Source organism: Roseateles sp. GW821-FHT02E12, from assembly GCF_059421665.1.
Genome location: NZ_JBWKVK010000001.1, coordinates 2,209,061 through 2,234,082 on the forward strand (window position 1 = coordinate 2,209,061; position 25,022 = coordinate 2,234,082).

General features: G+C 68.6%; 30 protein-coding genes. 14 read left to right on the forward strand and 16 right to left on the reverse strand.

Annotation, left to right across the window (positions count from 1 at the left end; genetic code table 11):
* Position 1: 1 nt before the first annotated feature.
* From AC07V5_RS10305 to AC07V5_RS10330, 6 genes are all read right to left on the reverse strand, one after another.
* Positions 2-583 (reverse strand): PEP-CTERM sorting domain-containing protein, encoded by a 582-nt coding sequence (locus AC07V5_RS10305; RefSeq protein WP_495115557.1) that lies wholly within the window; start codon positions 581-583, stop codon positions 2-4.
* A 96-nt stretch (positions 584-679) separates the two neighbouring features.
* Positions 680-1,138 (reverse strand): DUF1203 domain-containing protein, encoded by a 459-nt coding sequence (locus AC07V5_RS10310; RefSeq protein WP_495115558.1) that lies wholly within the window; start codon positions 1,136-1,138, stop codon positions 680-682.
* 83 nt (positions 1,139-1,221) lie between these two features.
* Positions 1,222-1,704, reverse strand: a complete 483-nt coding sequence (locus tag AC07V5_RS10315; RefSeq protein WP_495115559.1) for a hypothetical protein — start codon at positions 1,702-1,704, stop codon at positions 1,222-1,224.
* The gene (locus tag AC07V5_RS10320) at positions 1,701-1,976 is read right to left on the reverse strand and encodes a hypothetical protein (protein ID WP_495115560.1); all 276 of its coding nucleotides are present in this window, start codon (positions 1,974-1,976) and stop codon (positions 1,701-1,703) included. The genes AC07V5_RS10315 and AC07V5_RS10320 overlap by 4 nt, the downstream gene beginning before the upstream one ends.
* A gap of 52 nt (positions 1,977-2,028) precedes the next feature.
* Entirely contained in the window at positions 2,029-2,508 is a 480-nt protein-coding gene (locus AC07V5_RS10325; protein WP_495115561.1) for an outer membrane lipoprotein, read from the reverse strand.
* Positions 2,509-2,616: 108 nt separating this feature from the next.
* Positions 2,617-3,174, reverse strand: a complete 558-nt coding sequence (locus AC07V5_RS10330) for an HNH endonuclease (RefSeq protein ID WP_495115562.1) — start codon at positions 3,172-3,174, stop codon at positions 2,617-2,619.
* A gap of 202 nt (positions 3,175-3,376) precedes the next feature.
* On the opposite strand from AC07V5_RS10330, the gene AC07V5_RS10335 reads away from it, so the two are divergent.
* The 9 genes from AC07V5_RS10335 to AC07V5_RS10375 all read left to right on the forward strand — a co-directional run bounded on the left by AC07V5_RS10335 (position 3,377) and on the right by AC07V5_RS10375 (position 12,669).
* Positions 3,377-4,099 (forward strand): TetR/AcrR family transcriptional regulator, encoded by a 723-nt coding sequence (locus AC07V5_RS10335; protein WP_495115563.1) that lies wholly within the window; start codon positions 3,377-3,379, stop codon positions 4,097-4,099.
* Positions 4,100-4,136: 37 nt separating this feature from the next.
* Positions 4,137-5,927: an acyl-CoA dehydrogenase C-terminal domain-containing protein gene (locus AC07V5_RS10340; RefSeq protein WP_495115564.1), complete on the forward strand. Its 1,791-nt coding sequence runs from the start codon at positions 4,137-4,139 to the stop codon at positions 5,925-5,927.
* 29 nt (positions 5,928-5,956) lie between these two features.
* On the forward strand, positions 5,957-6,382 hold the full coding sequence (locus tag AC07V5_RS10345) for a DUF2147 domain-containing protein (protein WP_495115565.1): 426 nt from the start codon (positions 5,957-5,959) through the stop codon (positions 6,380-6,382).
* 82 nt (positions 6,383-6,464) lie between these two features.
* Complete coding sequence (locus AC07V5_RS10350) at positions 6,465-8,861, forward strand: 3-hydroxyacyl-CoA dehydrogenase/enoyl-CoA hydratase family protein (RefSeq protein WP_495115566.1); 2,397 nt, start codon at positions 6,465-6,467, stop codon at positions 8,859-8,861.
* Positions 8,862-8,869: 8 nt separating this feature from the next.
* Complete coding sequence (locus AC07V5_RS10355; RefSeq protein WP_495115567.1) at positions 8,870-9,361, forward strand: DUF4442 domain-containing protein; 492 nt, start codon at positions 8,870-8,872, stop codon at positions 9,359-9,361.
* 14 nt (positions 9,362-9,375) lie between these two features.
* The gene (locus AC07V5_RS10360; protein WP_495115568.1) at positions 9,376-10,590 is read left to right on the forward strand and encodes an acetyl-CoA C-acyltransferase; all 1,215 of its coding nucleotides are present in this window, start codon (positions 9,376-9,378) and stop codon (positions 10,588-10,590) included.
* A 3-nt stretch (positions 10,591-10,593) separates the two neighbouring features.
* Positions 10,594-11,139 (forward strand): DUF1569 domain-containing protein, encoded by a 546-nt coding sequence (locus AC07V5_RS10365; protein WP_495115569.1) that lies wholly within the window; start codon positions 10,594-10,596, stop codon positions 11,137-11,139.
* 10 nt (positions 11,140-11,149) lie between these two features.
* Entirely contained in the window at positions 11,150-11,914 is a 765-nt protein-coding gene (locus AC07V5_RS10370) for an enoyl-CoA hydratase (RefSeq protein WP_495115570.1), read from the forward strand.
* Positions 11,915-12,051: 137 nt separating this feature from the next.
* On the forward strand, positions 12,052-12,669 hold the full coding sequence (locus tag AC07V5_RS10375) for an SGNH/GDSL hydrolase family protein (protein WP_495115675.1): 618 nt from the start codon (positions 12,052-12,054) through the stop codon (positions 12,667-12,669).
* Here AC07V5_RS10375 and AC07V5_RS10380 read toward each other — a convergent pair.
* The gene (locus AC07V5_RS10380) at positions 12,615-13,034 is read right to left on the reverse strand and encodes an acyl-CoA thioesterase (RefSeq protein ID WP_495115676.1); all 420 of its coding nucleotides are present in this window, start codon (positions 13,032-13,034) and stop codon (positions 12,615-12,617) included. The genes AC07V5_RS10375 and AC07V5_RS10380 overlap by 55 nt on opposite strands.
* A gap of 74 nt (positions 13,035-13,108) precedes the next feature.
* Here AC07V5_RS10380 and AC07V5_RS10385 point away from each other — a divergent pair, with 74 nt between their 5' ends.
* Positions 13,109-14,899, forward strand: coding sequence for an ABCB family ABC transporter ATP-binding protein/permease (locus AC07V5_RS10385; protein ID WP_495115571.1), 1,791 nt, complete (start codon positions 13,109-13,111; stop codon positions 14,897-14,899).
* An 8-nt stretch (positions 14,900-14,907) separates the two neighbouring features.
* Here the strand turns inward: AC07V5_RS10385 and AC07V5_RS10390 are convergent, their stop codons facing one another.
* The 3 genes from AC07V5_RS10390 to AC07V5_RS10400 are packed head-to-tail and all read right to left on the reverse strand — an operon-like array spanning position 14,908 to position 16,168.
* The gene (locus AC07V5_RS10390; protein ID WP_495115572.1) at positions 14,908-15,222 is read right to left on the reverse strand and encodes a hypothetical protein; all 315 of its coding nucleotides are present in this window, start codon (positions 15,220-15,222) and stop codon (positions 14,908-14,910) included.
* A 51-nt stretch (positions 15,223-15,273) separates the two neighbouring features.
* Positions 15,274-15,903, reverse strand: a complete 630-nt coding sequence (locus tag AC07V5_RS10395) for a UPF0149 family protein (RefSeq protein WP_495115573.1) — start codon at positions 15,901-15,903, stop codon at positions 15,274-15,276.
* 25 nt (positions 15,904-15,928) lie between these two features.
* Positions 15,929-16,168, reverse strand: coding sequence for a hypothetical protein (locus AC07V5_RS10400; protein WP_495115574.1), 240 nt, complete (start codon positions 16,166-16,168; stop codon positions 15,929-15,931).
* An 88-nt stretch (positions 16,169-16,256) separates the two neighbouring features.
* Here AC07V5_RS10400 and AC07V5_RS10405 point away from each other — a divergent pair, with 88 nt between their 5' ends.
* Positions 16,257-17,102: a transposase gene (locus tag AC07V5_RS10405; RefSeq protein ID WP_495115575.1), complete on the forward strand. Its 846-nt coding sequence runs from the start codon at positions 16,257-16,259 to the stop codon at positions 17,100-17,102.
* Positions 17,102-17,941, forward strand: coding sequence for an amidohydrolase family protein (locus AC07V5_RS10410; protein ID WP_495115576.1), 840 nt, complete (start codon positions 17,102-17,104; stop codon positions 17,939-17,941). The genes AC07V5_RS10405 and AC07V5_RS10410 overlap by 1 nt, the downstream gene beginning before the upstream one ends.
* Here AC07V5_RS10410 and AC07V5_RS10415 read toward each other — a convergent pair.
* Genes AC07V5_RS10415 through AC07V5_RS10430 form a run of 4 tightly spaced genes read right to left on the reverse strand, consistent with a single transcriptional unit; the run spans position 17,928 to position 21,166 of the window.
* Positions 17,928-18,671, reverse strand: a complete 744-nt coding sequence (locus tag AC07V5_RS10415) for a LytR/AlgR family response regulator transcription factor (RefSeq protein WP_495115577.1) — start codon at positions 18,669-18,671, stop codon at positions 17,928-17,930. The two genes, AC07V5_RS10410 and AC07V5_RS10415, sit on opposite strands and share 14 nt — an antisense overlap.
* On the reverse strand, positions 18,668-19,687 hold the full coding sequence (locus AC07V5_RS10420) for a LytS family sensor histidine kinase (RefSeq protein WP_495115578.1): 1,020 nt from the start codon (positions 19,685-19,687) through the stop codon (positions 18,668-18,670). The genes AC07V5_RS10415 and AC07V5_RS10420 overlap by 4 nt, the downstream gene beginning before the upstream one ends.
* On the reverse strand, positions 19,684-20,781 hold the full coding sequence (locus AC07V5_RS10425) for a sensor histidine kinase (protein WP_495115579.1): 1,098 nt from the start codon (positions 20,779-20,781) through the stop codon (positions 19,684-19,686). Before AC07V5_RS10425 ends, AC07V5_RS10420 begins: the two co-directional genes overlap by 4 nt.
* Before the next feature lie 10 nt (positions 20,782-20,791).
* On the reverse strand, positions 20,792-21,166 hold the full coding sequence (locus tag AC07V5_RS10430; protein ID WP_495115580.1) for a hypothetical protein: 375 nt from the start codon (positions 21,164-21,166) through the stop codon (positions 20,792-20,794).
* A gap of 201 nt (positions 21,167-21,367) precedes the next feature.
* Between AC07V5_RS10430 and AC07V5_RS10435 the strand changes: the two genes are divergently transcribed.
* Both AC07V5_RS10435 and AC07V5_RS10440 read left to right on the forward strand, forming a co-directional pair.
* Positions 21,368-21,823: a tetratricopeptide repeat protein gene (locus AC07V5_RS10435; RefSeq protein WP_495115581.1), complete on the forward strand. Its 456-nt coding sequence runs from the start codon at positions 21,368-21,370 to the stop codon at positions 21,821-21,823.
* A gap of 15 nt (positions 21,824-21,838) precedes the next feature.
* Entirely contained in the window at positions 21,839-24,094 is a 2,256-nt protein-coding gene (locus AC07V5_RS10440; protein ID WP_495115582.1) for a penicillin-binding protein 1A, read from the forward strand.
* 12 nt (positions 24,095-24,106) lie between these two features.
* On the opposite strand, the gene AC07V5_RS10445 is transcribed toward AC07V5_RS10440, so the two are convergent.
* Both AC07V5_RS10445 and AC07V5_RS10450 read right to left on the reverse strand, forming a co-directional pair.
* On the reverse strand, positions 24,107-24,493 hold the full coding sequence (locus AC07V5_RS10445) for a VOC family protein (protein WP_495115583.1): 387 nt from the start codon (positions 24,491-24,493) through the stop codon (positions 24,107-24,109).
* 51 nt (positions 24,494-24,544) lie between these two features.
* Positions 24,545-25,015: a group II truncated hemoglobin gene (locus AC07V5_RS10450; RefSeq protein ID WP_495115584.1), complete on the reverse strand. Its 471-nt coding sequence runs from the start codon at positions 25,013-25,015 to the stop codon at positions 24,545-24,547.
* Between the last annotated feature and the right edge of the window lie 7 nt (positions 25,016-25,022).

Consider the following 25,022-nt stretch of genomic DNA (forward strand, 5'->3'; position numbering starts at 1 on the left):
CTCAGCGCTGGCGGCGGCTGGCCAGCCAGCCGATCACGCCCAGGCCGGCCAGCAGCAGCCCGCTGCCGGCAGGCTCGGGCACGACGCCCGCCACGGTGACGGCGTTCAGGCCCCAGCCCTCGTCGCCCAGGCCCTGGAAGCCGGAACGGCCCGAGCCTTCGAAGCTGGTGGGGCTTTCGTAGCTGAACACCAGCTGGTTGCTGCCGGCTGTGAGCGTGAGCGGGATGCTGATCGTCAGCTGCTGGCTGGCGACCGTGCCGACCGTGGCGCCGTTCGGGTCCAGCAGCACGCGGTTGGCGCCGCCGCCGCCGAGGTCCCAGGTGCCGCTGAAGACTTCGGTGCCGTTCAGCGTCACGTGCAGGATGTCGATGTAGCCGTTGTCGCCGTCGAGCGTGTCGTAGCCGGCCAGCGTGAAGTCGACCTGCCCCGCACCGGCGCCGGCAGCGAAGTCCAGTGTCACGGCGCTGTTGGTCTCCAGCGCGGCCGTCGGTGCCGGCAGCGTGTAGAGCGTCGCTGCCCAGGCGGGAGCGGCGGCCAGCAGGGCGGTGGCGACGAGCAGCGGCAGGCGGGGCATCGAGGGCATGGCAAGTCTCCGGTATCAGCTCGCCGGAATTTATCCGCCACCCGGCCGCACCAAGGGCTTCGAGTTTGGGGGACCCCCGCGACCGCGGGGGGCGGATCAGACGCGCCGGATCAGCGCTGCGTAGCAGCCGCGGCGCGCGAAGTGGGCGTGGACGTAGGCGACTTCGGGCTGGGCCAGCAGGCGCTCGATGAGGCCCTCGATGGCCGTGCCGTCGACGATGTCGGCATCGACCATCAAGCCGGCCGCGTCGAAGGCGCGCAGCGACAGCAGGCGGCGGCGCAGCGCGTCGGGCACGGTGTCGACGGCGTCGAAGGGCGAACCGGCCTGTTCGCGCACGAAGATGGCGTGGCGCGAGCGGTAGGGCGTGTCGGCGGGCTGGTGCTCGTGGTTGATGAGCAGCACGGTCTCGTCGCCCGTGGTGTCGCGCAACTCGACGCGGTCAGGCAGGCCCTCGCCTTGGTAGCGCAGCGCGCCATGAGCGCCGAGTTCGGCGTCGCTCAGGCCGAAGAGATGTTCGAAGGGTTGGGCTGACAGCCCGGTGATGCGAAAGGACATGGCGTGCTCCGTTGGGGATACACGCCATTCTTCAGACACAGCCGGGCCGCGTCTGGCCGCAATCGGACCTTCAGTTGATGTCGTCAGTCCCGGCCGGCGGGGCGCTCGTAGCCGTTGTCCACCCAGGCTTCGGCGGCGCTCTGGCTGAGCTTGAAGCCCGCCGCAACCTTGACCTGGGCCAGGCGCTCGCCTGCGGCGTCGAAGGCGTTGAGCCAGGCGTAGGGGTCGTCCTCGGCGGGCACGATCTCCAGCGTGATCTTCAGCCAGACACCATCACGCGCCACGTAGAGCGCCTTGTTGAGCTGGGCATGCAGCTGCTGCTCGTGGCGGCGGATGACTTCGGAGGCCGTCTTCACCAGCGTGTTGAAGGCGTTGACGTCCAGCGGCTTGGGGTTCTTCTTGTCGCGGCCCATCGTCCAGGGGCCGACGAGCGCGGGTTCGCTCTCACCGGTCTTGAACATCGCGACGGCCCAGCCCTCGTCGTCTTCGTTCTTGATGACCTGGGCCGTCCAGCCGTTGTCGCGCCACAGGCGCGCTTCGAAGACCGGTTCGTCCAGATCACTCATCCCTTCAGCCCCTTGGCCAGCAACTCGGCCACCAGCGCGTTCAAGCCACCTTCATGGCCAGTGGCGCGCTCGCGCAGCTGTTCGGTCAGCTCGGCGGGCAGCTTGCACGCAAAGGGGACAAGGCCGGCAGCGGCGTCGAGGCGGCGCTGGGCCTTGCGGTCGGGTAGCGCAGCGGCGGCGGCGCCGAAGCGGCCGGGGGCCGCCTTGCCGCGCATCGCGCTGTCCAGCTTCAGGCCGGCCAGGCGCTCGAGATCGGTTTTCTTCATGTTCATGGGCCGGATTGTCCCTGTTCGGGACGCCGGCCCTTGAGCGACCGGCTGCCGGTCAGCCGTTGGCGGCCGGCGCGGCAGGCACGACGGCCGGTGCGCGCGTCACGCGGGTCTTGCCGCCAGTCGTCACCAGCACGACCGGATCGCCGCTGTTGAAGGCTTCGGCACCCTTGGCCTGGATGATGGCGCGGCGTTCGCCGTTGCGCAGCTGGACGATGATTTCCAGCGCGTCTTCACGGGTGGCCGAACGCTCGATGGCGTTGCCGATGACGGCACCGGCCACGGCGCCCAGCACGCCGACGACCTGGCCTTCACGGCGGCCACCGACCGAGCTGCCGGCGATGGCGCCGGTCACGCCGCCGGCCACGCCGCCGATGCCGCTCTGCGAGCCATCGACGGTGACGGGGCGGGAGGACAGCACGGTCGCGTCCTGCACTTGCGACAGGCGCTGCGCGTCACCGCGCTGGACGACGTCGGGGCTGGTCGTCGAGCAGGCAGAAAGCACCAGGGCCGCGGCCAGGGTGAGGGAAGTCATGAGCTTGGACATTCGAATACTCCTTGGGCAGAACAGCAGCCCAACGTGTCGAATTGTCCCGCCGTTGACGCCCCGATGCCCTCAGCTACAACTCTTTACCGTTTGCGGTCAACCGTGCAAACGCGAGCTGCGCGGCACGCTGGCCAGCAGGAACTCCATCTGGTCGGCCAGGATGCGGCGGCCGCGCAGGATCATGTCCTCGTGCAGGTTGGGCACGTAGGGCAGGTAGAGCAGGCTCATGTGCGCCTCTTCGGGCATGCGGCTGCCCTTGCGGCCGTTGCAGGGCCGGCAGGCAGTGATGCAGTTCATCCAGGTGTCGCGGCCGCCGCGCGACGTGGGCTGGATGTGCTCGCGCGTCAGGTCTTCGGGCAGGCCGTGGTGGCCGCAGTAGGCGCAGACGAAGCGGTCGCGCACGAAGAGCTTGCTGTTGGTCAGCGCCGGCGCCTGGCGCCAGGCCCGGCTGGGCACGGCGCCGCGCACGGCGATGATGGGGTGGACCTCGATGCGCGATTGGCGGCCGCTGATGCGTTGCCAACCTCCGCGCAGCACCTGGCAGGGGTCGCCCAACGTCCAGGCAACGCCGTCACAGGCGTAGATCACGGCCGCTTCGCGGGTCGTGATCCAGGCCTGGGGGCGGCCAGAGACGTCGAGTTGGAGCACATCCACAGAAGTCAACCTCCAACCGCGAGACTACTTCAGAAGCGACCTGCCGCTCAAGCGCGGGCCTATGACAGCCGACGCCCCCGGGTGTTCCCTAGGTTGGCGGCAGTATTAGGCACATCACCCTAGGAAATCGCTGGGGCAAGCTGGCGCTGTCACGGGAGGCACCTGCAAAATAGAACGATCGTTCGTTTTATTCCTTGCCCCTGTGTCCACGCTACCTGTCCCTGCCAAGAAAGCCGCCCCGCTGCGCGCCGCGAAGCCGGTACGCGTCGCGCGTTCGCTGCAAAAAGGGCAGCAGACCCGCGCGGCCATCCTCGAAGCCGCACTGGGTCTCGCCTCGCACATGGGCCTGGAAGGCCTGTCCATCGGCGCGCTGGCCGACGTGACGGGCATGAGCAAGTCGGGCGTCTTTGCCCACTTCGGCTCGCGTGAGGAACTGCAGATCGCGGTCGTCACGGAGTATCACGCCAAGTTCGAAGAGGAAGTCTTCTTCACCGCCATCCGCGAACCGCGTGGCCTGCCCAGGCTGCGTGCGATGTTCGAGCGCTGGGTGCGCCGCGTGTCGGTCGAGGTCGATTCGGGTTGCATCTACATCAGCGGCGCCGTCGAGTTCGACGACCGGCCCGGCCCGGTGCGCGATGCACTGGTCGGCATGGTCAAGGCCTGGCATGCGGCGCTGCACAAGGCCATCGCGCTGTCGCTGGGCGAAGGCCATCTGCGTGCCGATGCCGATGTCGACCAGATCGTTTTCGAGCTGCACGGCCTGATCCTTTCGCTGCACCACGACGCGCGCTTCATGCGCATCCCCGGCGCGCTGTCACGCGCCGGCAACGGCTTCGAGCGAACCATCCAGTTCTACGCGACCCCGCTGGGCCTGGACGTCGACCGCAGCCGCCTCGCATCCAAGCACGGCGCCACCCGGCGCTGACTGATTCACCACCCCACCGTAGTTCCAGGAGTACCCGATGCCCCAGTACACCCCGCCCATGCGTGACATGCAGTTCGTCATGCACGAGCTGTTGAACGTCGTCGACGAACTGAAGATGCTGCCGGCCCACGCCGACATCGACGTCGACACGATCAACGCGGTGCTCGAGGAAGGTGGCAAGTTCGCCGCCGAGGTGCTTGCCCCGATCAACCTGAGTGGCGACGCCGAGGGCTGCACGCTCGACAAGAGCACCCACGAGGTGACCACGCCCAAGGGCTTCAAGCAGGCCTACGCCAAGTACGTCGAAGGCGGCTGGCCGGCGCTGAGCTGCGACCCCGAGTTCGGCGGCCAGGGCCTGCCGCACACGGTCAACCAGTTCTTCTACGAAATGCTCAATTCGGCCAACCAGGCATGGGGCATGTACCCTGGCCTGAGCCATGGCGCGTACGAAGCGCTGCACGCCCACGGCACGCCCGAACAGCAGGCCACCTACCTGCCCAAGCTGACCAGCGGCGAGTGGACCGGCACGATGTGCCTGACCGAGCCGCACTGCGGCACCGACCTCGGCATGCTGCGTACCAAGGCCGAACCGCAGGCCGACGGCACGTACAAGATCACCGGCGCCAAGATCTTCATCTCGGCCGGCGAGCACGATATGGCCGACAACATCATCCATCTGGTGCTGGCCCGCCTGCCGGACGCGCCCGTGGGTTCCAAGGGCATCTCGCTGTTCGTCGTGCCCAAGTTCAACGTGAACGCCGACGGTTCGCTGGGCTCGCGCAACGGCATCTTCTGCGCCGGCCTGGAGCACAAGATGGGCATCCACGGCAATTCCACCGCGCAGATCGTGCTGGAAGGCGCCGTGGGCAGCCTGGTCGGCCAGCCCAACAAGGGCCTGGCTGCGATGTTCGTCATGATGAACGCGGCCCGTCTGGGCGTGGGCAACCAGTCCCTCGGCCTGACCGAGGTGGCTTACCAGAACGCCGTGGCCTACGCCAAGGACCGCCTGCAGATGCGCGCGCTGAGTGGCCCGAAGGCCCCGGACAAGCCCGCCGACCCGATCATCGTGCACCCTGACGTGCGCAAGATGCTGCTGACCGCCCGTGCCTTCGCCGAAGGTGGTCGCATGCTGCAGGCCTACACGGTGCTGCAACTCGACAAGGCGCTGAAGAGCGACGACGAGGACGAGCGCAAGGATGCCGACGCCGAAGTCGCGCTGCTGACGCCCATCATCAAGGCTTTCATCACCGACAACGGCTGGCTGGCCACGTCGCATTGCATGCAGGTGTTCGGTGGCCACGGCTTCATCCACGAGTGGGGCATGGAGCAGTTCGTGCGCGACGCGCGCATCAACATGATCTATGAAGGCACCAACACCATCCAGTCGCTGGATCTGCTGGGCCGCAAGGTGCTGGGCAATAACGGCGCGACGCTGAAGAAGTTCGGCAAGAAGATCGCCGCCTTTGTCGAAGAGGAAGGCACGAACGAAGCCATGCAGGAGTTTGTGAACCCGCTCGCCGACCTCGGCGACAAGGTCAACAAGCTCACGCAGGAACTGGGCATGAAGGCCTTCGGCAACCCCGACGAAGTCGGTGCCGCGGCGGTGGACTACCTGCGCGTGGTTGGCCACATGACGTTTGCCTACTTCTTCGCGCAAGCTGCCAAGATCGCGCTGGCCAAGAAGGACAGTGGCGACCCGTTCTACACGGCCAAGCTGGCAACGGCGCGCTTCTACTTTGCCAAGCTGCTGCCCGAGACGGCGAGCCTGATCCGCACCGCGCGTGCCGGTCTGGCGCCGCTGATGGAAATGGAAGAAGCCCTGTTCTGATCTGCCGACTTGACGACAAGGATGCCCCGATGAAATTCCTGTTCGCTGCTGCCCTGCTTTTGCCCGCGTTTGCGTTCGCGCAAACCACCCCCGTGGGCCTGTGGAAGACCATCGATGACGACGGCAAAACCGCGAAGTCGCTGGTCCGCATCAGCGAACAGGGGGGCACCCTCGTTGGCAGCATCGACAAGCTGCTGGACCCGAAAGATCCCGGCGACTCCAAGTGCGACAAGTGCAGCGACGACCGCAAGGACAAGCCTGTCGTCGGCCTGCAGATCATCCGCGGCGTGAAGGCCGAGGGTGAGGGCACCTGGGGCGGCGGCGAGATCCTCGACCCCAATAACGGCAAGACCTACCGCACCCGCTTGAAGCCGGTGGACGGTGGCAAGAAACTGGAGATGCGCGGCTACATCGGCCCCTTCTACCGCACGCAGACGTGGATTCGCGTCGAGTAACAAGTCAGTTGGGGACAGAGCAGTCGGGCAAGCCCGCCTGGTCAGTCCCGCAAATTCATCAGATTCCAAGGAGCAAGAACCCATGAGTCGATTCCAAGTCCGCAAGGTCGCCGTGCTCGGCGCCGGCGTGATGGGCGCGCAGATCGCCGCCCACCTCGTCAACTGCAAGGTGCCGGTCGTGCTGTTCGACCTGCCCGCCAAGGAAGGTGCCAAGAACGGCATCGTCACCAAGGCCGTCGACGGCCTGAAGAAGCTCAAGCCGGCTCCGCTGGGCGACAGCAGCGAAGCGTCGCTGATCCAGCAGGCCAACTACGAAGAGCACCTGGAAGTCCTCAAGGGCTGCGACCTCATCATCGAGGCCATCGCCGAGCGCATGGACTGGAAGCTCGACCTGTACACCAAGATCGCGCCGTTCGTGGCGCCTCACGCCATCGTGGCGTCCAACACCTCGGGCTTGAGCATCACCAAGCTATCCGAAGTGCTACCCGAAGAAATCAAGCCGCGTTTCTGCGGCATTCACTTCTTCAACCCGCCGCGCTACATGGCCCTGGTCGAGCTGATCAACACGCCGACCACGCAGCCGGAAATCCTGGACCAGCTCGAAGCCTTCGTGACCACGTCGCTGGGCAAGAGCGTCGTGCGCGCTCATGACACGCCCAACTTCGTCGCGAACCGCGTCGGCATCGCCGGCATGATGGCCACGATGATCGAGGCCGAGAAGTTCGGCCTGACGGTGGACGTCGTCGACGACCTGACCGGCAAGAAGCTGGGTCGCGCGTCGAGCGGCACCTTCCGCACCGCGGACGTCGTCGGCCTGGACACCATGGCCCACGTCGTCAAGACCATGCAGGACAACCTGAAGGACGACCCGTTCTACAGCACCTACGCCACGCCCAAGGTGCTGGCTGGCCTGATCGAGAAGGGCGCCCTGGGCCAGAAGACCGGTGGCGGCTTCTACAAGAAGGTCGGCAAGGACATCCAGCGCCTGGACTTCGCGACCGGTGAATACGTCGCCGGCGGCAAGAAGGCCGACGAGATCGTCGCCCGCATGCTGAAGAAGGCCCCGGCCGACCGCCTGAAGCTGCTGCGCGAGAGCACCAACCCGCAGGCCCAGTTCCTGTGGGCCATCCTGCGCGACAGCTTCCACTACGCCGCCGTGCACCTGAACACCGTGGCCGACACGGCTCGCGAGATCGACTTCGCGATGCGCTGGGGCTTCGGCACCACGCAAGGCCCCTTCGAGCTGTGGCAAGCCGCCGGCTGGAAGCAAGTGGCTGAATGGATTTCCGCCGACATCGCCGAAGGCAAGACGCTGTCCAGCGCGCCGCTGCCCGCGTGGGTCACCGAAGGCCCCGTGGCCGAAGCCGGTGGCGTGCACACGCCGGCCGGCTCGTGGAGCGCCGCTGAGGGCAAGTTCAAGCCGCGCAGCGAGCTGCCTGTCTACAAGCGTCAAGCCTTCCCCGAGTCCCTGCTGGGCTCCGGCGCCGCCGATCCGCTGAAGTCGGGCACCGAGCTGTTCAAGAACGAGGAAGTGCGCGTCTGGACGTTGGACGGCAACGTCGTCATCGCCTCCATCACCGCCAAGCTGCACCTGATCAGCCCGGCCGTCACCGAGGGCCTGCTGAAGGCCGTCGAGATTGCCGAAGCCGACTACAAGGGCCTGGTGATCTGGAGCCCGGACGACGTGTTCTCCGCTGGCGCCAACCTCGAGAGCCTGATGCCCGTCTTCATGAAGATGGGCAGCAAGGGCATCGCGCCGGAAGAGAAGAAGCTGCAGGACATGATGCTGCGCCTGCGCTACGCCAGCGTGCCGGTCATCGCCGCCATGCGTGGCCTTGCCCTGGGCGGTGGCGCCGAGCTGGCTGTGCACTGCGCACGCCGCGTTGCCCACGTCGAGAGCTATGTCGGCCTGGTTGAAGTCGGCGTGGGCTTGGTGCCCGGCGGCGGCGGCCTGACCTACATCGCCCGCCGCGCCGCCGAGATGGCCGCCGCCGGCAATGCTGGAGCCGACATCCTGAGCTTCCTGAAGGACGGCTTCCTGACCGCGGCCACCGCCAAGGTCGCGACCTCGGCGCACGAGGCCAAGAAGAACGGCTTCCTGCTCGACAGCGACATCATCGTGCCGCACAAGGATGAGCTGCTGCACGTGGCCACGGCCACCGCTATCGGCATGTCCGAGGCCGGCTACCGCCCGCCGCACAAAGCGCTGTTCCCCGTCGCCGGCCGCAGCGGCATCGCGACCATCAAGGGCCAGGTCGCCAACATGCGCGACGGTGGCTTCGTCAGCGCGCACGACTACCACCTGGCCGCGGCGATTGCCGACGTGGTCTGCGGTGGCGAAGTCGAGGCAGGCTCCCTCGTCACCGAGGAATACCTGATGGCGCTGGAGCGCAAGCACTTCTGCGCGCTGCTGGACAACCCCAAGACGCAAGAGCGGATCATGGGGATGCTGCAAACGGGCAAGCCCGTCCGCAACTGAGATCAACCGTGAACCGGCTTCAACGCACCCTCGCCAAGCTGGACGGCCTGCCCGGGCCGCTGCGGGGCGCCGCGCGCAACTTCGCGCTGCGCCGTGCAGTGCCTTTCACGGGTACTGCATCGCTGGATTTCATTGCGCTCAGCCCCGAGCGCAGCGAGATTCGCGTCGCCAACAAGCGCCCGGTGCAGAACCACATCAAGGGCGTGCACGCGGCCGCGATGTCGCTGCTCGCCGAGACCGCCACCGGCATGGTGGTGGGCATGAATGTGCGTGACGACTGCCTGCCGCTGTGCAAGTCGCTGCAGGTGAACTTCCGCAAGCGTGCGACTGGCGGCCTGGTCGCCAAGGCGCACCTGACGGCGGCGCAGCGCTTCGCGATGGCGAACGAAACCAAGGGTGAGGTCAAGGTCGCCGTGACCGTTACCGACGAAGCCGGCATCGAGCCGATCGAGTGTGAATTTGTCTGGGCCTGGGTGCCCAAAGAAAAGCCCCAGGCTTAAGTAAAGGAAAGACCATGAGCAAGCAAGTTCAAGACGCCTACATCGTCAGCGCCACCCGTCTGCCCATCGGCAAGAGCGGCCGTGGCTTCTACAAGAACACCCGCCCCGACGAGATGCTCGTCAAGGTCATGCAGGCCGTGCTGGCGCAAGCCCCGGGCCTGGACCCGGCCGCCATTGAAGACGCCATCGTCGGCTGCTCCTTCCCCGAAGGCGAGCAGGGCATGAACATCGCCCGCGTGGCCTCGGTGCTGGCGGGCCTGGGCCCCACCATCGGCGGCGTGACGATCAACCGCTACTGCGCCTCCGGCATCACCGCCGTGCAGATGGCCGCGGACCGCATCCGCGTCGGCGAAGCCGACGTGATGTTCGCCGGTGGCGTCGAATCGATGTCCATGATCCCCATGGGCGGCAACAAGCCGTCCCTGAGCCCGCTGATCTTCGAGCGTGACGAGAACATCGGCATCGCCTACGGCATGGGCCTGACGGCCGAAAAGGTCGCTGCTCAGTGGAAGATCAGCCGCGAAGCGCAGGACCAGTTCTCGGTGGAATCGCACCGCCGCGCCGTGGCCGCCATGGCCGCCGGCCACTTCGATGCCGAGATGACGCCTTTCGACGTCGTCGAGCGCACGCCCAATCTCGCCGACGGCACCGTCAATACCAAGACCCGCACCGTCAAGCTCGACGAAGGCGCCCGCCCCGACACCAGCCTCGAAGGCCTGGCCAAGCTCAAGCCCGTGTTCGCCGCCAAGGGCAGCGTCACCGCCGGCAACAGCTCGCAGACCTCTGACGGTTCCGGCGGCCTGCTCATCGTCAGCGAAGCGGCCCTCAAGCGCTACAACCTGACGCCGCTGGCCCGCTTTGTCTCCTTCGCCGTGCGCGGCGTGCCGCCCGAGATCATGGGCATCGGCCCCATCGCCGCCATCCCCGTCGCGCTGAAGGCCGCCGGCATCACCGCCGCCGACCTGGACTGGATCGAGCTGAACGAAGCCTTCGCCGCCCAGTCGCTGGCCGTGCTGAACGACCTCGACAGCAAGGGCATCGTGCTGGACCGCAGCAAGGTCAACCCGAACGGCGGCGCGATCGCCCTGGGCCACCCGCTGGGCGCCACCGGTGCCATCCGCGCGGCCTCGGTCATCCACAACCTGCGCCGCATCGGCGGCAAGTACGGCATGGTCACAATGTGCGTTGGCGCCGGCCAAGGCGCCGCTGGCATCTTCGAAAGGCTGTAAACCATGAACCGTCGCCGCGCGCTCAAGACCACCACGGTGTTGCTCGCGGCGCCGGTCGTGGCCACACAGCTTGCCGGCTGCACCGGCGAGCTGACGACCTTCAGGAGCTGGAAGCAAGCCCAGCAAGCCGTGCTGGAACTGCTCTTCACGCCCAAGGTCGTGCAGGGCAACCCCTGGAACCTCAGCCAGGTCATGCAGCATCTGGCCCAGAGCATCGAGTTCTCGATGCAGGGCTTCCCGGCGCTCAAGGGCGCCTGGTTCCGCTCCTCCATCGGTTCGGCCGCGTTCTCGGTGTTCAACGCGCGCGGCGCGATGAGCCACAGCCTGGACGAGCCCATCCCTGGCGCACCGGCGCTGGACGCCTCGCAGGCGTTGAAGACCTCGGTGCAGCGCCTGCTCGACGCGATGGACGCGTTCGCCGAATTCAACGGTACGCTGCGGCCTCATTTCGCCTACGGTGAGCTGACCAAGCCCCAGTACGAGCGAGCCCATCTGATGCATCTGGCCAATCACTGGACCCAGTTCCACGCGAAGACCGCCACTGCTTGAAGGAAGTTTCATGACCATCAAGAGCTACACCGTCAACGGCGTCGCGACCATCGAGATCGCCCGCCCCGAGAAGAAGAACGCCATCACCCAGGCCATGTACCAGGCCATGGCGGATGCGCTGCGCGCAGCCGACACCGATCCGGCCGTGCGCGCCGTGCTGATCACCGGCCAGCCCGGCATCTTCACGTCGGGCAACGACCTCGAAGACTTCATGGCCGGCCCGACGCGTGGCGAAGACGCGCCGACCTTCCAGTTCATGCACGCGCTGGTGGACAGCACCAAGCCCGTGGTCGCCGCCGTTACCGGTGCCGCCATCGGCATCGGCACGACCATGCTGCTGCACTGCGACTTCGTCTTCGTCGCCGACGACGCCCGCCTGGCCATGCCCTTCGTGGCGCTGGGCCTGGTGCCCGAGTTTGCGTCCAGCGTCGTGCTGCCGCAGCTGATCGGCAACCGCCGCGCGGCCGAGAAGCTGCTGCTGGGTGACCCCTTCACCGGCGAGCAGGCCGTGGAATGCGGCATCGCCAATCGCGTTCTGCCGGGCAGCGAGGTGCTGAACCATGCGCGCCGCATTGCCGAGCGTTTCAACACGCTGGCGCCGGGCGCCGTGCGCGACAGCAAGAAGCTGATCCGCGACGCGCAGCGCGAGGCGGTCAAGGCCGCGATCACGCGCGAGGCCGGGATCTTCGGCGCCCGCCTACGCAGCCCCGAGGCGATGGAAGCCTTCCAGGCCTTCTTCCAGAAACGCGCGCCGGACTTCACCAAATTTTCCTGACCGTCGCCAGAGTCGCGCTCGGGCCGCTGCTGATCCTGCAGGGCCGGCGTGTCCGTGCGACTGCGCTGCGCCTGCCTGAAGCGGCCGGCCCGCGCGCCGGCCAGGTCGGTGACGGCGAGCCGGCACTGCGCCTGCTCATCGTCGGCGACTCCTCCGCTGCAGGCGTGGGCACCACGCACCAGCGTGAGGCTTTGTCCATGCAACTGGCGCATGCGCTGGCCGACCGGCTCGGCGCGCCCGTGGCCTGGCAACTGGTGGCGCGCAGTGGCCACCGCAGCGAGCAGGCACTGGCCGAACTCGAAGCCGCGACGCTCACACCCGCTGATGTGCTGGTGACGACGCTGGGCGTCAATGATGTCGTCGACCAGCAGGCACCGGCGCTGAGCCGGCAGGCGCTGGACGGCATCGACAGCCTGGCCCGCGAGCGCGCCGGCGTGCGGCTGAGCCTGCACTGCGCGGTGCCGCCGATGCACGCCTTCCCGCTGCTGCCTCAGCCGCTGCGCTGGTTCTTCGGCCAGCAGGCGGGCCGCCTCAACCGCGCGCTGGAAGATGCCCTGCGTTCACAGCCGGCACGTCAGCTCGTGCAACTGCCCGAGGACATGCGCCGCCATGCGCCGGCGCTGATCGCCGAGGACGGCTTCCACCCGAATGCGGAGGGATACCGGCGCTGGGCGATGGTGCTGGCCGAGCTGATCGTGGCTCAGCTGCCGGTCGCAAAAGGCCGGGGCTTGCCCTGCATGTCGATGGCGACGTAGGTGAGGTTGGCCTCCGTCACCTTGACCGCGTGCAGGTTCTCGGGGTCGCGCTCGGCCACCACCTCGACATTGACAGTGATCGACGTGCGGCCCACGCGGGTAACGGTGGCGTAGAAACTCAGCAGGTCGCCGATGGACACCGGCTGCTTGAAGATGAACTGGTTCACCGCCACGGTGGCCACGCGGCCGCGCGAGAGGCGCGCCGGCTGGATCGAGCCAGCGATGTCCACCTGGGCCATGATCCAGCCACCAAAGATGTCGCCATTGGCATTGGCATCGGCCGGCATGGGCATCATGCGCAGCACCAACTGGCGTTCGCCGATAAAGGCCGCGGCAGTGGGAAAAGGGCTTGAATCCTGGGTCATGGCATCCATGGGGTACAACAGATCGGCATTCATTCTCGGTCCTGCGCTTGCGATCCTCCACTTCAGCATCAACCGTGCCACCGGCAATCTCGGCTGGCACCACCCCCGCCCCTCGCGGCGACTGGGGCACCGTCGGCCGCCTGTTGCCCTATCTGTGGCGCTACCGCTGGCGTGTCGGGCTGGCCCTGTCCTTCATGGTGGGCGCCAAGGTCTGCAACGTCGGCGTGCCGCTGCTGCTCAAGAACCTCATTGACAGCCTGGACCTCAAGCCCGGCCAGCCCCAGGCGCTGCTCGTCGTACCGCTCGGGCTGCTGCTGGCCTATGGCGCGTTGCGGCTGTCGACGTCGCTGTTCACCGAACTGCGCGAGCTGATCTTCGCCAAGGCCACCGAGGGCACGGCCCGCAGCATCTCGCTGCAGGTGTTCCGGCATCTGCACGAACTCTCGCTGCGCTTCCACCTCGAGCGCCAGACCGGTGGCATGACACGCGACATCGAGCGCGGCACGCGCGCGGTGCACTCGCTGATCAGTTATTCGCTCTACAGCATCGTGCCGACGCTGATCGAGGTCGTGCTGGTGCTGACGCTGCTGGGCGTCAAGTTCGACGTCTGGTTTGCCGGCATCACCGTCGCGGCGCTGGTCGTCTACATCGGCTTCACCGTCCTCGTCACCGAGTGGCGCACCAAGTTCCGCAAGGTGCTCAACGAGCTGGACTCGGTGGCCCACAGCCGGGCCATCGACTCGCTGCTGAACTACGAGACGGTCAAGTACTTCAACAACGAGGGCTTCGAGGCGTCGCGCTACGACGAGAGCCTGGAGAAGCTGCGCAAGGCCCAGCTGAAGTCGCAGCGCACGCTGTCCATGCTGAACACCGGCCAGCAGCTCATCATCGCGACGGCCCTGGTGCTGATGCTGTGGCGGGCCACGCAAGGCGTGGTGGACGGGCGCATGAGCCTGGGCGACCTGGTCATGGTCAACGCCTTCATGATCCAGCTCTACATCCCGCTGAACTTCCTCGGCGTCATCTACCGCGAGATCAAGCAGGCGCTGACCGACATCGAGAAGCTGTTCCTGCTGCTGGACCGTGACCGCGAGGTGGCCGACGCGCCCGGCGCGGCTGAACTGCAGGTGCGGGGCGCCAGCGTCGTCTTCGACGACGTGCGCTTTGCCTACGACCCGGCCCGGCCCATCCTGCACGGCGTCAGCTTCGAGATTCCGGCGGGCAAGAAGGTGGCGGTCGTCGGCCCCAGCGGCTCGGGCAAGAGCACGCTGGCGCGGCTGCTCTACCGCTTCTACGACATCGACGGTGGCCAGATCCGCATCGACGGCCAGGACATCCGCGCGGTGACGCAATCCAGCCTGCGCCGCGCGATCGGCATCGTGCCGCAGGACACCGTGCTCTTCAACGACACCGTGGCCTACAACATCGCCTATGGCCGGCCGGGAGCCAGCAAGGACGAGGTCGAAGGCGCCGCGCGCGCGGCCCATATCCACGGCTTCATCAGCGCGACACCGCTCGGTTACGACACCATGGTGGGCGAGCGCGGCCTGAAACTGTCAGGCGGTGAAAAGCAGCGCGTGGCCATCGCGCGCACGCTGCTGAAGAACCCGCCCATCCTCATCTTTGATGAAGCAACGTCGGCGTTGGACTCCACCAACGAGCGTGCCATCCAGGCCGAACTGGAGGCCGTGGGCCAGAACAAGACGGTGCTCGTCATCGCCCACCGGCTGTCGACCGTGGTGGACGCGCACGAGATCCTCGTGCTGGAGCAGGGCCGTGTCATCGAACGCGGCCGGCATGACGAACTGCTGGCCCGCGGCGGGCGCTACACGGAAATGTGGCGGCTGCAGCAGTCGGCCGACTAGTGCGTTGACTAGTGCGGCTTCTTGGGCTTCTCGAAGCTCTTCGGTCGGTAGACGTTGCCGTCCCACTCGCCGTCCAGCCGGGCGTCGCCCTGGGCTGAGTCACGCGCGCGGCGGATGACACGCTCGGCCTCCAGCGCCGCGGCCCGCGTTGCGCGCTGGCGGCGGCGCCAGCCGGTCGCGCGGTCGAGCTGGGACTGCAGCCAGCCACCCAGCCGTGCCATGGCCGCATCCACCCGCGCCTGCGCGCTGTAGGGCAGGGCCATGTGCACCGCCATCGCGATGCAGACGGCAAGGCCCAAGGCGGCGAGCACGGTGTTCAGCATGGCTTGAGTTTGACCTAAAGCGACGCCTGCGCGCCACCTATGTTGAGGGGGTCAGCTTTGCTGCTGAATCGCCCACAGCGCCAGCATGGCGTCAGGAATCTTCCGGCTGGCTTCGTCGCGGGCCTCGGCGGCCGCGTCGGCCAGCGGGCCGTCTTCCACGCCCAGGGCCGCAATGGGCGCCAGCAGCGGGCCGGTGGCCGCGTCGTCAAACAGCGGTTCCCAGGCCTCGGGCGCCAGGTTCACGGCGATCAGGAAGCCGGCGGCCCAGTCCTCGGCATCGGCGAACTCGGGCGCTTCGTCCTTGTCGTCGCTCTCGCTCTCGCCGTCGGCAAAGCTGAAGATGGGTTCCCAGGCCTTGGGGTGAAGCGTCCAGGCCGTGGCGATGGACTGCAGGTGGCGCAGCACCAGCAGGGTCACCTTCTTGCGCTGCTTGCCGCTGACGAAGGGTGCCGGGTCCACGTCGCCGTCGCCGCCCCAGATGACCGGCAGCCAGGCGTCGCCGGGCAGGTCGGCCAGCTTGCGGCCGGGCGTCAGCAGCAGGCCGGCCAGGTAGCCGTCCAGCGCCTCGATGTTCAGCGCCCCATCCGTGGGCAGGATGGACAGCAACTCGTCGAGGTCGTTCAGCTCATCGTCGGACAGCGGGCGGTTGTCGGAGGCGGGGTTGTATTGGGGATATGTCATGGGGGGCGTTCTCTGGCGCGCGGGTTCAGCCGTGGCGGCCGTGGCGGCTCTTGGGTTTCTTGCTGTCTACCTCGGTGAGCTGTGCCTTCAGCAAGGCCATCAGCACGCGGGCGTTGGCCTCGGTCATGACGATGAAACTGCTGGGCTCTATGCCTTCGAGCGGTGTCTTGGGCGTCACCGTGGCGTCCACCTTGAACAGGATCTGGCCATGCTGGTTGGCGGACGCCGCCTTGAGCTTCTGGATTTCGATTTGATGCGTCTTCATGGGCTGGCGGCCGGCCTGGGGGGCGTTGCCGTCGCGTTAACAGAGCCCCGATCTTGCCATTCCCCGCTCGGCGGCATAAGGTCGCCCAATGGCCCGGCCCGCTCGACTCGAGATCGCCGGCGCGGTCTACCTGATCGGCGCCCACTGCCCGTTCGAGAGCGGCACGGTCGCTTTCGCCGATGAGAGCGACCGCGCCGAGATGCGCACGCTGCTGGCCCAGGCCCTGCACCGCTTCGACGCCCAGGCCCTGGCCTATGCCCTGCTGCCCGACCATTACCACCTGCTGCTGTTCACGCGGCGCGCCAACCTGTCGCAGCTGATGCGGCATGTGAACGGCGTCTACACCCAGCACCAGCAGCGCCGCCGGGCTTTCAGCGGGCCTTTGTTCCAGGGGCGTTTCCATGCCGTGCTGGTAGACCGCGAGCGTCATCTGCTGGACGCCTGCCGCTACGTCGACCTCAACCCGGTGCGCCTGGGCCTCGCGCGCGGCGCGGCCGACTGGGCGGGTTCCAGCTTCCGGGCGCTTGCCGGCATGGAGCCGGCGCCCGAATGGCTGGATGTCGACGGCTTGCACACCCATTTGCTTGGCCGCGTGGCGGCCACGCCCGCCCAGCATCGCCTGGCTGGCGAGCGCTACGCCCGCCTCGTCGCCTCCGAGCCCGGCCTGCAGCTGTGGCCAGGCCGGCTGCGCGAGCAGATCTTCCTCGGCGACGCCGACTTCGCCGCGCGCATGCGGGCCGCTGCCGCCGCGCCCCGGCGTGCCGCACGGCCGGCGTTCGGCGAGTGGCTGAACCGCGCCGGCGGCATCCGCGAGCAGGCGCTGTGGCTGGCACACACCGACGGCGGCGTCGCGATGACCGATCTGGCACACCAGCTCGGCCTGTCGGTGTCGCGCATCAGCCGCCTCATCGCAGCAGCGGAACGCGCCGTCTGATGCTGAACCGGCGCGCGCTGTTGCTCGCTGGGCTGCCGCTCACGGTGCGGGCCGAGGGTGGCTACGGCGGCCCCATCTTCGACGCCCACCTGCACTACAACGACGACGCCCAGGCGCCCCATCCGCCGGCCGACGTGCTCGCCCGCATGGCTCGCGCCGGCGTGCGTGGGGCCTTGGTCAACAGCCGGCCCAACGACGGCACGCTGCGCCTGGTGGCTGAAGCCGGGCCGCAGTGGGTGCCCTTCGTGCGCCTCTACCGCAACCGTGCCGACTACACGGGCTGGTTCGCCGACGACAGCATCCGGTTGATGGTGCTGGAGCTGCTGAAGCGCGGCAGCCCGGCCGGGCCTTTCCGCGGCCTGGGCGAGTTCCATCTCTACGACAGCGCCAACGCCGACGGGCCGACGGCCATTGCCTTGGTGAAGCTGGCGCGCGAGCGTGGCCTCACGGTGCTGGCGCATGTCGACGACGTGGCGGTCGACAAGCTGCTCGGCCACGCGCCCGGTGCCTCGCTGATCTGGGCCCACTCCGGCATCTCCGGTGAACCGCTGCCGCGCGTGCGCGAGCTGCTGGCCAAGCACCCGGGCCTGCGCGGCGAGCTGTCCTACCGGCCGGGGCTGAGCTTCGACGGCCGCCTCAGCGACGACTGGCGCGCGCTTTTCACCCAGCATCCGGGCCGTTTCCTGATCGGCTCCGACACCTGGGTCACGCAGCGCTGGCAGCACTATGAAGGCCTGTTCGCCGACTACCGCGGCTGGCTGGGCCAGCTGCCGCCTGAAGTCGCCCAGCGCATCGCCTGGGGCAACGCCGCCGAGCTTTTTCAGCTCAAAGCTGCTTGAACCGGTGCGCGTAGGCCGGCGAGACTTCCAGCGTCTCGGGCCTGTCCTTCAGCGCAATGCTGAGCTTGCCGCTCAAGGACCGGCTTACCGACTTGATCGCCCGCGCATTGACGATGGTGGAGCGGTGCACCTGCCAGAAGTGCTCGCCATCCAGCCGCGACACCAGCTCCTTCAGCGGCACCGAGATCAGCGCCTCGTTGTCCGCCGTGACGACGGCGACGTACTTGTTGTCGGCGCGAAAGTAAGCCACGTCCTCGACGGTGATGAGCTGCAACTCGCGGCCGCGCTGCACGGTGATCCAGCGCAGCGGCTCCGCAGCCGCGGGGCTGGTGGCCGTGCGCGTGGCCAGGCCGCCGAGGTCCGCGGGCGGCTGGGGCAGGCGCTCCTTCAGACGCAGCAACGTCTTGGCCATGCGCACCGCGCACAGCGGCTTCAGCAGGTAGCCGACGGCGCCCTCGTCGAAGGCCTGCACCGCGTAGCGCTCGTGGGCCGTGATGAAGACGACGTGGGCACGCCGGCCGATCAGCTGGGCCACCTCCAGGCCCGACAGCCCGGGCATCTGCACGTCCAGGAAGCAGACCTCGGGCGCCAACTGCTCGGCCAGGCGCAGCGCCTCGTGGCCGTCGCGTGCCATGCCGACGATCTGCGCCTCGGGCCACTGGCGCAGCAGCTCCTCGCGGATCTCGGCGGCCAGCAGGGCTTCGTCTTCGGCGATCAGGACGCGGGTCATGTCGGGGTGGGCCAGGTCAGCTTGAACATTGGCATATCTTCTGCCAACAGCGTCAGTGCCGCAGCTTCGCCATGCACGGCGCGCAGGCGCTGGGCCAGTTCGACGACCGGCACGCTCTCGGCCGCCCGTCGCGTGCGCGCGGCATCGGGCCCCAGCGCCTGCAACCTCAGCTCGGCCGTGCCGGCGCTCGTGTGCAGCGACAGGCTCCACAGCGTCGTGCCTTCGTCCAGCAGCGGTCGCACCAGCGGCAGCAGCACCATCGGTGCTAGCGGCCAGTCGGGTGGTTCGGCGAGGTTGGCCAGGTGCAGCCGCTCGGTGTGCTGGGCATCGGCGCTGACCAGCCGCGCATAGGCGCGCAGCGCGACGATCTCGCGGGCCAGTGTCGACACCTCGGCTTCGACGTGGGGCTGCAACGCGCGCAGCAGCTCGATCAGCGCCGCCAGCCGGGCCTGAGCGCGCAGCGGTTCCTGCAGCAGCTCGTCGTCGATGGCAGCCAGGCGGTCGGACAGCAGGGCCGGGTCCACGCGTGCCTGCAGGGCCAGCAGCTGGGTCGCGGCGAGCTGGCGTTCGCGCCGCGCGGCCGCGTCTCGCAGCAATGCCAGCCGGGCCTGGGCGCGCCGCGAGAAGCGCAGCTGCACGTAGACGGCCACGCCCAGCGCGTGCCAGACGAAGGTGGTGCTGGCCAGCCCATAGTTGGACTCTTCCGTCCACCAATCCACCTTGCCGAGCACCGGGTAGAGAGCCGGTGCGATGAACCAGACGCCGCCGATCACTGTCGTCAGCACGACGGCCGGATAGGCGACCCAGGCCGGCAGGCGGCGCGCGTCGACGGCGGCGTCGGCCAGGTGCAGCAGCAGCACGGCGGGCACGCCGAACTGCAGCACGTTGTAGATCAGCGCGTTCACCAGATCGTTGCCGGGCATGCTGTTGCCCAGCGGCGTGCCGTTGGCAATCAGCGTGGCCGCGCCGACGAGCAGCATCCAGCCCAGGTCGCCGGGTTGTAGATGGAGCTTCATGGCCACGGCAGCTGCACGCGGGCGACGAGGCCGCGTGGCTGGTTCAGGTGCAGGCTGAGCTTGGCCTGCGTGCCGTAGGCTGCCGCCAGCCGCGCACGCAGCGTGGCCAGGCCCGTGCCGCTGCCGCTGCCGCTGCCCATGCCGACGCCGGTGTCGGCCACCTCCAGGCACAGCAGGCCTGCTTCGTCGGGATCGGGCCCCGCGCGCACGCAGATCTCGCCGCCCTCCACCTGCGGCCCGATGCCGTGCTTGATGGCGTTCTCGGCCAGCGTCAGCAGGCAGGTGGACGGCACGATGATGTCGTCCAGCCCCGGCGCAATCTCGTAGCGCAGCGTCAGCCGGTCGGGCCCGATGCGCCGCTGGTGCAGTGCGAGGAAGGCGGCCACGAGCTTCAGCTCGCGCGCCAGCGGCGCCTCGGCCTGGCGCAGCTCGGGCAGGGCGGCTGCGAGGTACAGGCGCAGGTCGGCCAGCATGGCGCGTGCGGCCGGTGCGTCGGTGCGGGCTAGGCGGCGCAGGTGGGCCAGGGTGTTGAACAGGAAGTGCGGCTCGACCTGGGCCTGCAGCAGTGCCGCGCGTGCGGCGTCGAGCTGGCCGGCCTGGGCCTGCTCGCCGCGGTGCAGGGACTCGGCATCGGCCTCGCGGCGGCGGCCGCGCTGGTGGTACTCCAGCGCCAGGCAGGCGCAGCTGGACAGGATGAGCTGCACCTGCAGGTTGTAGGGCGAGAAAAAGATGTCGGGCCCACCGAAGTGGTGGCCCGCCATGCCGACAAAGGTGCTCAGCACCGTCAGCACGGCGATCTGCACCGCCAGCCCGGCGCCACGCCACTGTGGCGCCCGCGGCAGCCACGGGTGGCTGAGCACGGCGCCCAGCCACAGGCTGTAGAGCATGACGGCCACGGCCAGCCAGGCGCGCCGGCCCGGCAGGTGGTTGGCGTTGCAGATGTTGTCCTCGCTGGCGAACTTGCAGTTCACCAGCTCGGGCAGCATCAGCCCGAGCGCCAGCGCCAGGCTCACGGCGGCGGCCACGGCCAGCGCCGAGCGGCGCAGCAGCGGGCGCTGGATGGGAGCAGACGGGGGCGCGGGCGTGGGCGGCATGAAGGGGGTGTCAGCGGGCGTCGGTGCGGGCCGCCTGCGCGACGGTGGCCGAGGCCGCGGAAGCGGCCATCATCGGCGCCGGTTCCGCGAAGCGGATGTTAAGGACGTAACGCTGCGGCGCACCGCGCTGGCATTCCAGCGTCTGCATCGCGATGCGCACCGGATTGCGGTAGGCACGCGAGCCGTCCAGCGCCAGCAACTGGGCGCGGCCGTTGGCGTCGACCTCGAACTCGACGCGCACCTCGCCTTCGCTGCGGATGCGCTGCTTGGCGCTGGCGAGGTATTCGGTCAGCTGCTCGCCGGCGTCCGGGCAGGCAGCGGGAGCGGCGAAGGCGAAGGAAGCGGGGAGGGCGGCGAGCAGCAGCACGGTCAGCAGGTTTTTCATGGCGGTCTCCATGGGGTTGGCGATGGCGCAAAGTTAAAGATCGCCGCCGCCGCAGTCAGCTGCCGCCGGACGAAGCTCGCGGATCGCCCGACGAAGCCGCGCCTTCAGCCGACGGTGCGACGGCACCATGACTTACGACATCGGGGGCGCCAGCGCGGCCCGGGGCGCTAAGCTGCTGCCCCATCCGAACGAGGAGACGACATGCGCCTGCTTGCCCTGACCGCCCTGCTGCTTTTGACCCACCCCGCCTGGGCGGCCGACATGAGCCCGCCGCCGGAAATCAAGCCGGCCGCCGCCGACGCGCTGGCCGCGCCGCGCCGCCTCATCGCGGCCAAGGACTGGGTCGGTGCGCTGGCCGCATTGCGCGCCCAGCCCCAGGCCGCCAGTGCCGACTGGAACAACCTGATGGGCTACACGCTGCGCAAGCAGGCCACGCCCGACCTGGCCCAGGCCGAGGGCCATTACCTCGAAGCCCTGCGCATCGACCCCGGCCACCGCGGCGCCAACGAATACCTCGGCGAGCTCTACCTGATGAAGGGCGACGTCGCCAGCGCCGAGAAGCGCCTGGCCGCGCTGGCCCAGCTGTGCCCCAGCGGCTGCGAGGAACGCGAAGACCTCGCCCGTGCCATCACGGCCTTCAAGGCCAAGAAGTCCTAACAAGTCCCCCGCCTCGTGCTGCGCCGTTCCGGTTTTGTCCAGGCCTTGCTGGCCCGCCCCTGGTTGATGGTCCTGCTGGGGCTGCCGCTGGTTCTCGTCCTCGTCGGCGCCATCGTCGCGATCTTCCTGTGGCAGCAGTTGCCGGCGCTGGACGTGCTGACCGACTACCAGCCCCACCAGCCGCTGCGCGTGATGAGTGCCGACGGCCAGTTGCTGGGCGAGTTCGGCGCCGAGCGGCGCCGCTTCGTCGCGCTGAAGGACATCCCCAAGCCCATGCAGGACGCGCTGCTGGCCGTGGAGGACACCGACTTCTACGAGCACTCGGGCATCGACTTCGGCGGCATCGTGCGCGCGATGTTCCGCAACCTGACGCACAGCGGCCCGCTGCACGGCGCGTCGACCATCACGCAGCAGCTGGCCCGCGACACCTACCTGACCAAGGAGCAGCGCTGGTCGCGCAAGGCCGTGGAGGCGCTGCTGGCGATCAAGATCGAGCACGCGCTGACCAAGGAGCAGATCCTCGAGATCTACATGAACCAGATCTTCCTCGGCAACCGCGCCTACGGCTTCGCGGCGGCCGCCGAGCGCTACTACGGCAAGACGCTGGACAAGCTCAGCACGGGCGAGATGGCACTGCTGATCGGCCTGCCCAAGAACCCCATGGGCTTCAACCCGGTGCAGAACCTCGGGCGGGCCAAGCGCCGCCAGGCCGTCGTGCTGGAGCGCCTCGTGGCCGTCAAGCTGATCACCGCCGAGCAGGCCAAGGCGGCCCGCGAGCAGCCGCTCAGCATCCAGCGCCCCAAGCGCCTGGCCGGCGTTGCCGACCACGCCGCCGAGCAGGTGCGCCAGGAGATATTGACCCGCTTCGGCGAGGCCGCCTACACGCGCGGCCTCACGGTGACGACGACGCTGCTCTACGCCGAGCAGGCGGCCGCACAGGAGGCGCTGCGCCACGCCCTCTTCGAGCTGGAGCGCCGCCAGCCCTTCCGCGGGCCGGAGGCGACCGTCGAGCTGCCCGACAGTGGCGACCTTGACGAAGCGCTGGACGCCGCCTTCGATGCGCACCCCGACCTGGGCGAACTGCGCTCGGCCGTGCTGCTCAAGCTCGACAAGACCGCTGCCGAGCTGGTGCTGGGCGATGGCGAGCGCATCACGCTCAAGGGCCAGGCCATGCGCCCGCTGCAGAACCTCAAGCGCGGCGCGGTGCTGCGGGTGCTGGAGTCCAACAAGCAGTGGCAGGTCAGCCAGACGCCGCAGGCCGAGGGTGCCGTCGTCACGCTGGACCCGGCCACCGGCGCCATCCGCGCGCTGGTGGGCGGCTTCGACTTCACGCGCAACCAGTTCAACTCCGCAACGCAGGCCTACCGCCAGCCGGGCTCGGCCTTCAAGCCCTTCATCTACTCGGCGCTGATCGAGCAGGGCGCCTGGGCCGGCACGTTGGTCAGCGACCAACCCTTCGAGCAGGGCGACTGGGCGCCGCGCAACTACGACGGCCAGTACGAGGAGGCGCTGACGCTGCGCCAGGGCCTGGCCAAGTCCAAGAACATGGTCACCATCCGCGTTGCCCAGGCGTTAGGCCCGCAGCGCGCCCGCGCCTGGTCGGCACGCTTTGGCCTGGACGAGGAGAGGCAGCCGCTGAACCTGACCATCGCGCTGGGTACCGGAGCCGTCACGCCGCTGCAGATGGCCCAGGCCTATGCGGCGTTTGCCAACGAGGGCCAGTTGCGCTCGGGCTGGTTGATCCAGCGCGTGCAGGACGCCCAGGGCGAGACGATCTGGCAGGCCGAACCGCCCAAGCCCCGCCAGGCCGTCAGCGCACGCAATGCCTTCATGACTTCGCAGCTGCTGGCCGCGGTGGCCCGCGAAGGCACGGCAGCGCGGGCGAGTGCCATGCTCGGCCGTTGGGATCTCTACGGCAAGACGGGCACGACCAACGACGCCGTCGACGCCTGGTTCTGCGGCTTCCAGGCCACGCGCGCGGGCGCGGTGTGGATAGGCTATCCGCAGCCCAAGTCCCTGGGCGAGCGCGAGAGCGGCGGCGGCCTGGCCCTGCCGGTCTGGGCGGCCACCATGGCCGTGGCGCTCAAGGGCCAGCCCAACACCCAGCTCGCACCGCCCGCCGAGGGCCTGGTGCAGCAGGACGGCAACTGGTTCTATTCGGAGTTCGCTGGCGACATGGCGATCGCGCGCATCGGCCTGCCACCGGCGCCGCCGCGCGTCGAGGAGGCCGCGTCGGAGCCCGTGACTTCGGCGCCGCCGATCAACCAGTAGCGGCTGGCGGGCTTACTGCCCCGCCGGCGGCTCCCACAGCTCGACCTTGTTGCCGTCCGGGTCCATGACCCAGCCGAACTTGCCGTACTCCGAGTCCTGCGGGTCGCCGACGACGTTGCAGCCTTCCTCGCGCAGGGCCGCGAGCAGGCCGTGCAGGTCGGCGACGCGGAAATTGATCATGAAGGCGGCCGTGCTCGGCGCGAAATAACCGGTGTCGGCCTTGAAGGGGCACCAGTTGGTGCCGCCCGCGCCGCCTGGGTTGTCGGGCGTGGCCCAGGGGAAGGTGACGCCGCCCCAGGCCTCGACGGGCAGCCCGAGGTGCTTGGCGTACCAATCGGCCAGGGCCTTGGGGTCGCTGGATTTGAAGAAGATGCCGCCGATGCCGGTCACGCGTTTCATGGGTGCCTCCTGAAGTGGCGCGATTTCAGCATGCAAGGCCGCGCTTGTGCATCAGCCCTGATACGGCCCCTTGGCCTCGCCCCAGCCCCACTTCGGCATGGGTGCGTCGGCGTCCACCACGGCGCCGGGCTGCGAGTTGATGACGGCCAGTCGCGAGCCCCATTCCAGGTAGCCCACCAGGGCGGAACGGAACTCCGGGTCGTCGGGCATGCCGAGCTGGTCGGCCGTGTCCAGCAGCAGCGCCACCCAGGCGCGGCGCTGAGCCTGGCTGAGGTGGCGGTCCAGGTGCTGGCGCACCATGTGCGGGTGGCCGCCGTGCTGCTCGGAATAGGCCGCTGGCCCGCCCAGCACCTCGGCGAGGAAGGCGGCGACATGGGCCGGGTGCTCGCCGTTCATGTGGGCAAACACGGGCGCGAGCAGCGCGTCGTCCTTGACGCGCTCGTAGAAGCGCTCGGTCAGGCGCAGCAGGGCGGGCAAGCCGCCCAGCCATTCGTAGAGGGTGGGAACCGAGGTTTCGCTCATGGCTGGC

Excerpts from the sequence above, each read along its gene's own strand:
- AC07V5_RS10365 (WP_495115569.1), top strand. The coding sequence starts at position 10,594 with ATGAACCGTCGCCGCGCGCTCAAGACCACCACGGTGTTGCTCGCGGCG.
- AC07V5_RS10325 (WP_495115561.1), bottom strand. The coding sequence starts at position 2,508 with ATGACTTCCCTCACCCTGGCCGCGGCCCTGGTGCTTTCTGCCTGCTCG.
- AC07V5_RS10395 (WP_495115573.1), bottom strand. The coding sequence starts at position 15,903 with ATGACATATCCCCAATACAACCCCGCCTCCGACAACCGCCCGCTGTCC.
- AC07V5_RS10390 (WP_495115572.1), bottom strand. The coding sequence starts at position 15,222 with ATGCTGAACACCGTGCTCGCCGCCTTGGGCCTTGCCGTCTGCATCGCG.
- AC07V5_RS10450 (WP_495115584.1), bottom strand. The coding sequence starts at position 25,015 with ATGAGCGAAACCTCGGTTCCCACCCTCTACGAATGGCTGGGCGGCTTG.
- AC07V5_RS10410 (WP_495115576.1), top strand. The coding sequence starts at position 17,102 with ATGCTGAACCGGCGCGCGCTGTTGCTCGCTGGGCTGCCGCTCACGGTG.
- AC07V5_RS10380 (WP_495115676.1), bottom strand. The coding sequence starts at position 13,034 with ATGACCCAGGATTCAAGCCCTTTTCCCACTGCCGCGGCCTTTATCGGC.
- AC07V5_RS10405 (WP_495115575.1), top strand. The coding sequence starts at position 16,257 with ATGGCCCGGCCCGCTCGACTCGAGATCGCCGGCGCGGTCTACCTGATC.
- AC07V5_RS10435 (WP_495115581.1), top strand. The coding sequence starts at position 21,368 with ATGCGCCTGCTTGCCCTGACCGCCCTGCTGCTTTTGACCCACCCCGCC.
- AC07V5_RS10305 (WP_495115557.1), bottom strand. The coding sequence starts at position 583 with ATGCCCTCGATGCCCCGCCTGCCGCTGCTCGTCGCCACCGCCCTGCTG.
- AC07V5_RS10445 (WP_495115583.1), bottom strand. The coding sequence starts at position 24,493 with ATGAAACGCGTGACCGGCATCGGCGGCATCTTCTTCAAATCCAGCGAC.
- AC07V5_RS10415 (WP_495115577.1), bottom strand. The coding sequence starts at position 18,671 with ATGACCCGCGTCCTGATCGCCGAAGACGAAGCCCTGCTGGCCGCCGAG.
- AC07V5_RS10350 (WP_495115566.1), top strand. The coding sequence starts at position 6,465 with ATGAGTCGATTCCAAGTCCGCAAGGTCGCCGTGCTCGGCGCCGGCGTG.
- AC07V5_RS10340 (WP_495115564.1), top strand. The coding sequence starts at position 4,137 with ATGCCCCAGTACACCCCGCCCATGCGTGACATGCAGTTCGTCATGCAC.
- AC07V5_RS10310 (WP_495115558.1), bottom strand. The coding sequence starts at position 1,138 with ATGTCCTTTCGCATCACCGGGCTGTCAGCCCAACCCTTCGAACATCTC.
- AC07V5_RS10400 (WP_495115574.1), bottom strand. The coding sequence starts at position 16,168 with ATGAAGACGCATCAAATCGAAATCCAGAAGCTCAAGGCGGCGTCCGCC.
- AC07V5_RS10345 (WP_495115565.1), top strand. The coding sequence starts at position 5,957 with ATGAAATTCCTGTTCGCTGCTGCCCTGCTTTTGCCCGCGTTTGCGTTC.
- AC07V5_RS10360 (WP_495115568.1), top strand. The coding sequence starts at position 9,376 with ATGAGCAAGCAAGTTCAAGACGCCTACATCGTCAGCGCCACCCGTCTG.
- AC07V5_RS10320 (WP_495115560.1), bottom strand. The coding sequence starts at position 1,976 with ATGAACATGAAGAAAACCGATCTCGAGCGCCTGGCCGGCCTGAAGCTG.
- AC07V5_RS10370 (WP_495115570.1), top strand. The coding sequence starts at position 11,150 with ATGACCATCAAGAGCTACACCGTCAACGGCGTCGCGACCATCGAGATC.
- AC07V5_RS10425 (WP_495115579.1), bottom strand. The coding sequence starts at position 20,781 with ATGCCGCCCACGCCCGCGCCCCCGTCTGCTCCCATCCAGCGCCCGCTG.
- AC07V5_RS10315 (WP_495115559.1), bottom strand. The coding sequence starts at position 1,704 with ATGAGTGATCTGGACGAACCGGTCTTCGAAGCGCGCCTGTGGCGCGAC.
- AC07V5_RS10420 (WP_495115578.1), bottom strand. The coding sequence starts at position 19,687 with ATGAAGCTCCATCTACAACCCGGCGACCTGGGCTGGATGCTGCTCGTC.
- AC07V5_RS10430 (WP_495115580.1), bottom strand. The coding sequence starts at position 21,166 with ATGAAAAACCTGCTGACCGTGCTGCTGCTCGCCGCCCTCCCCGCTTCC.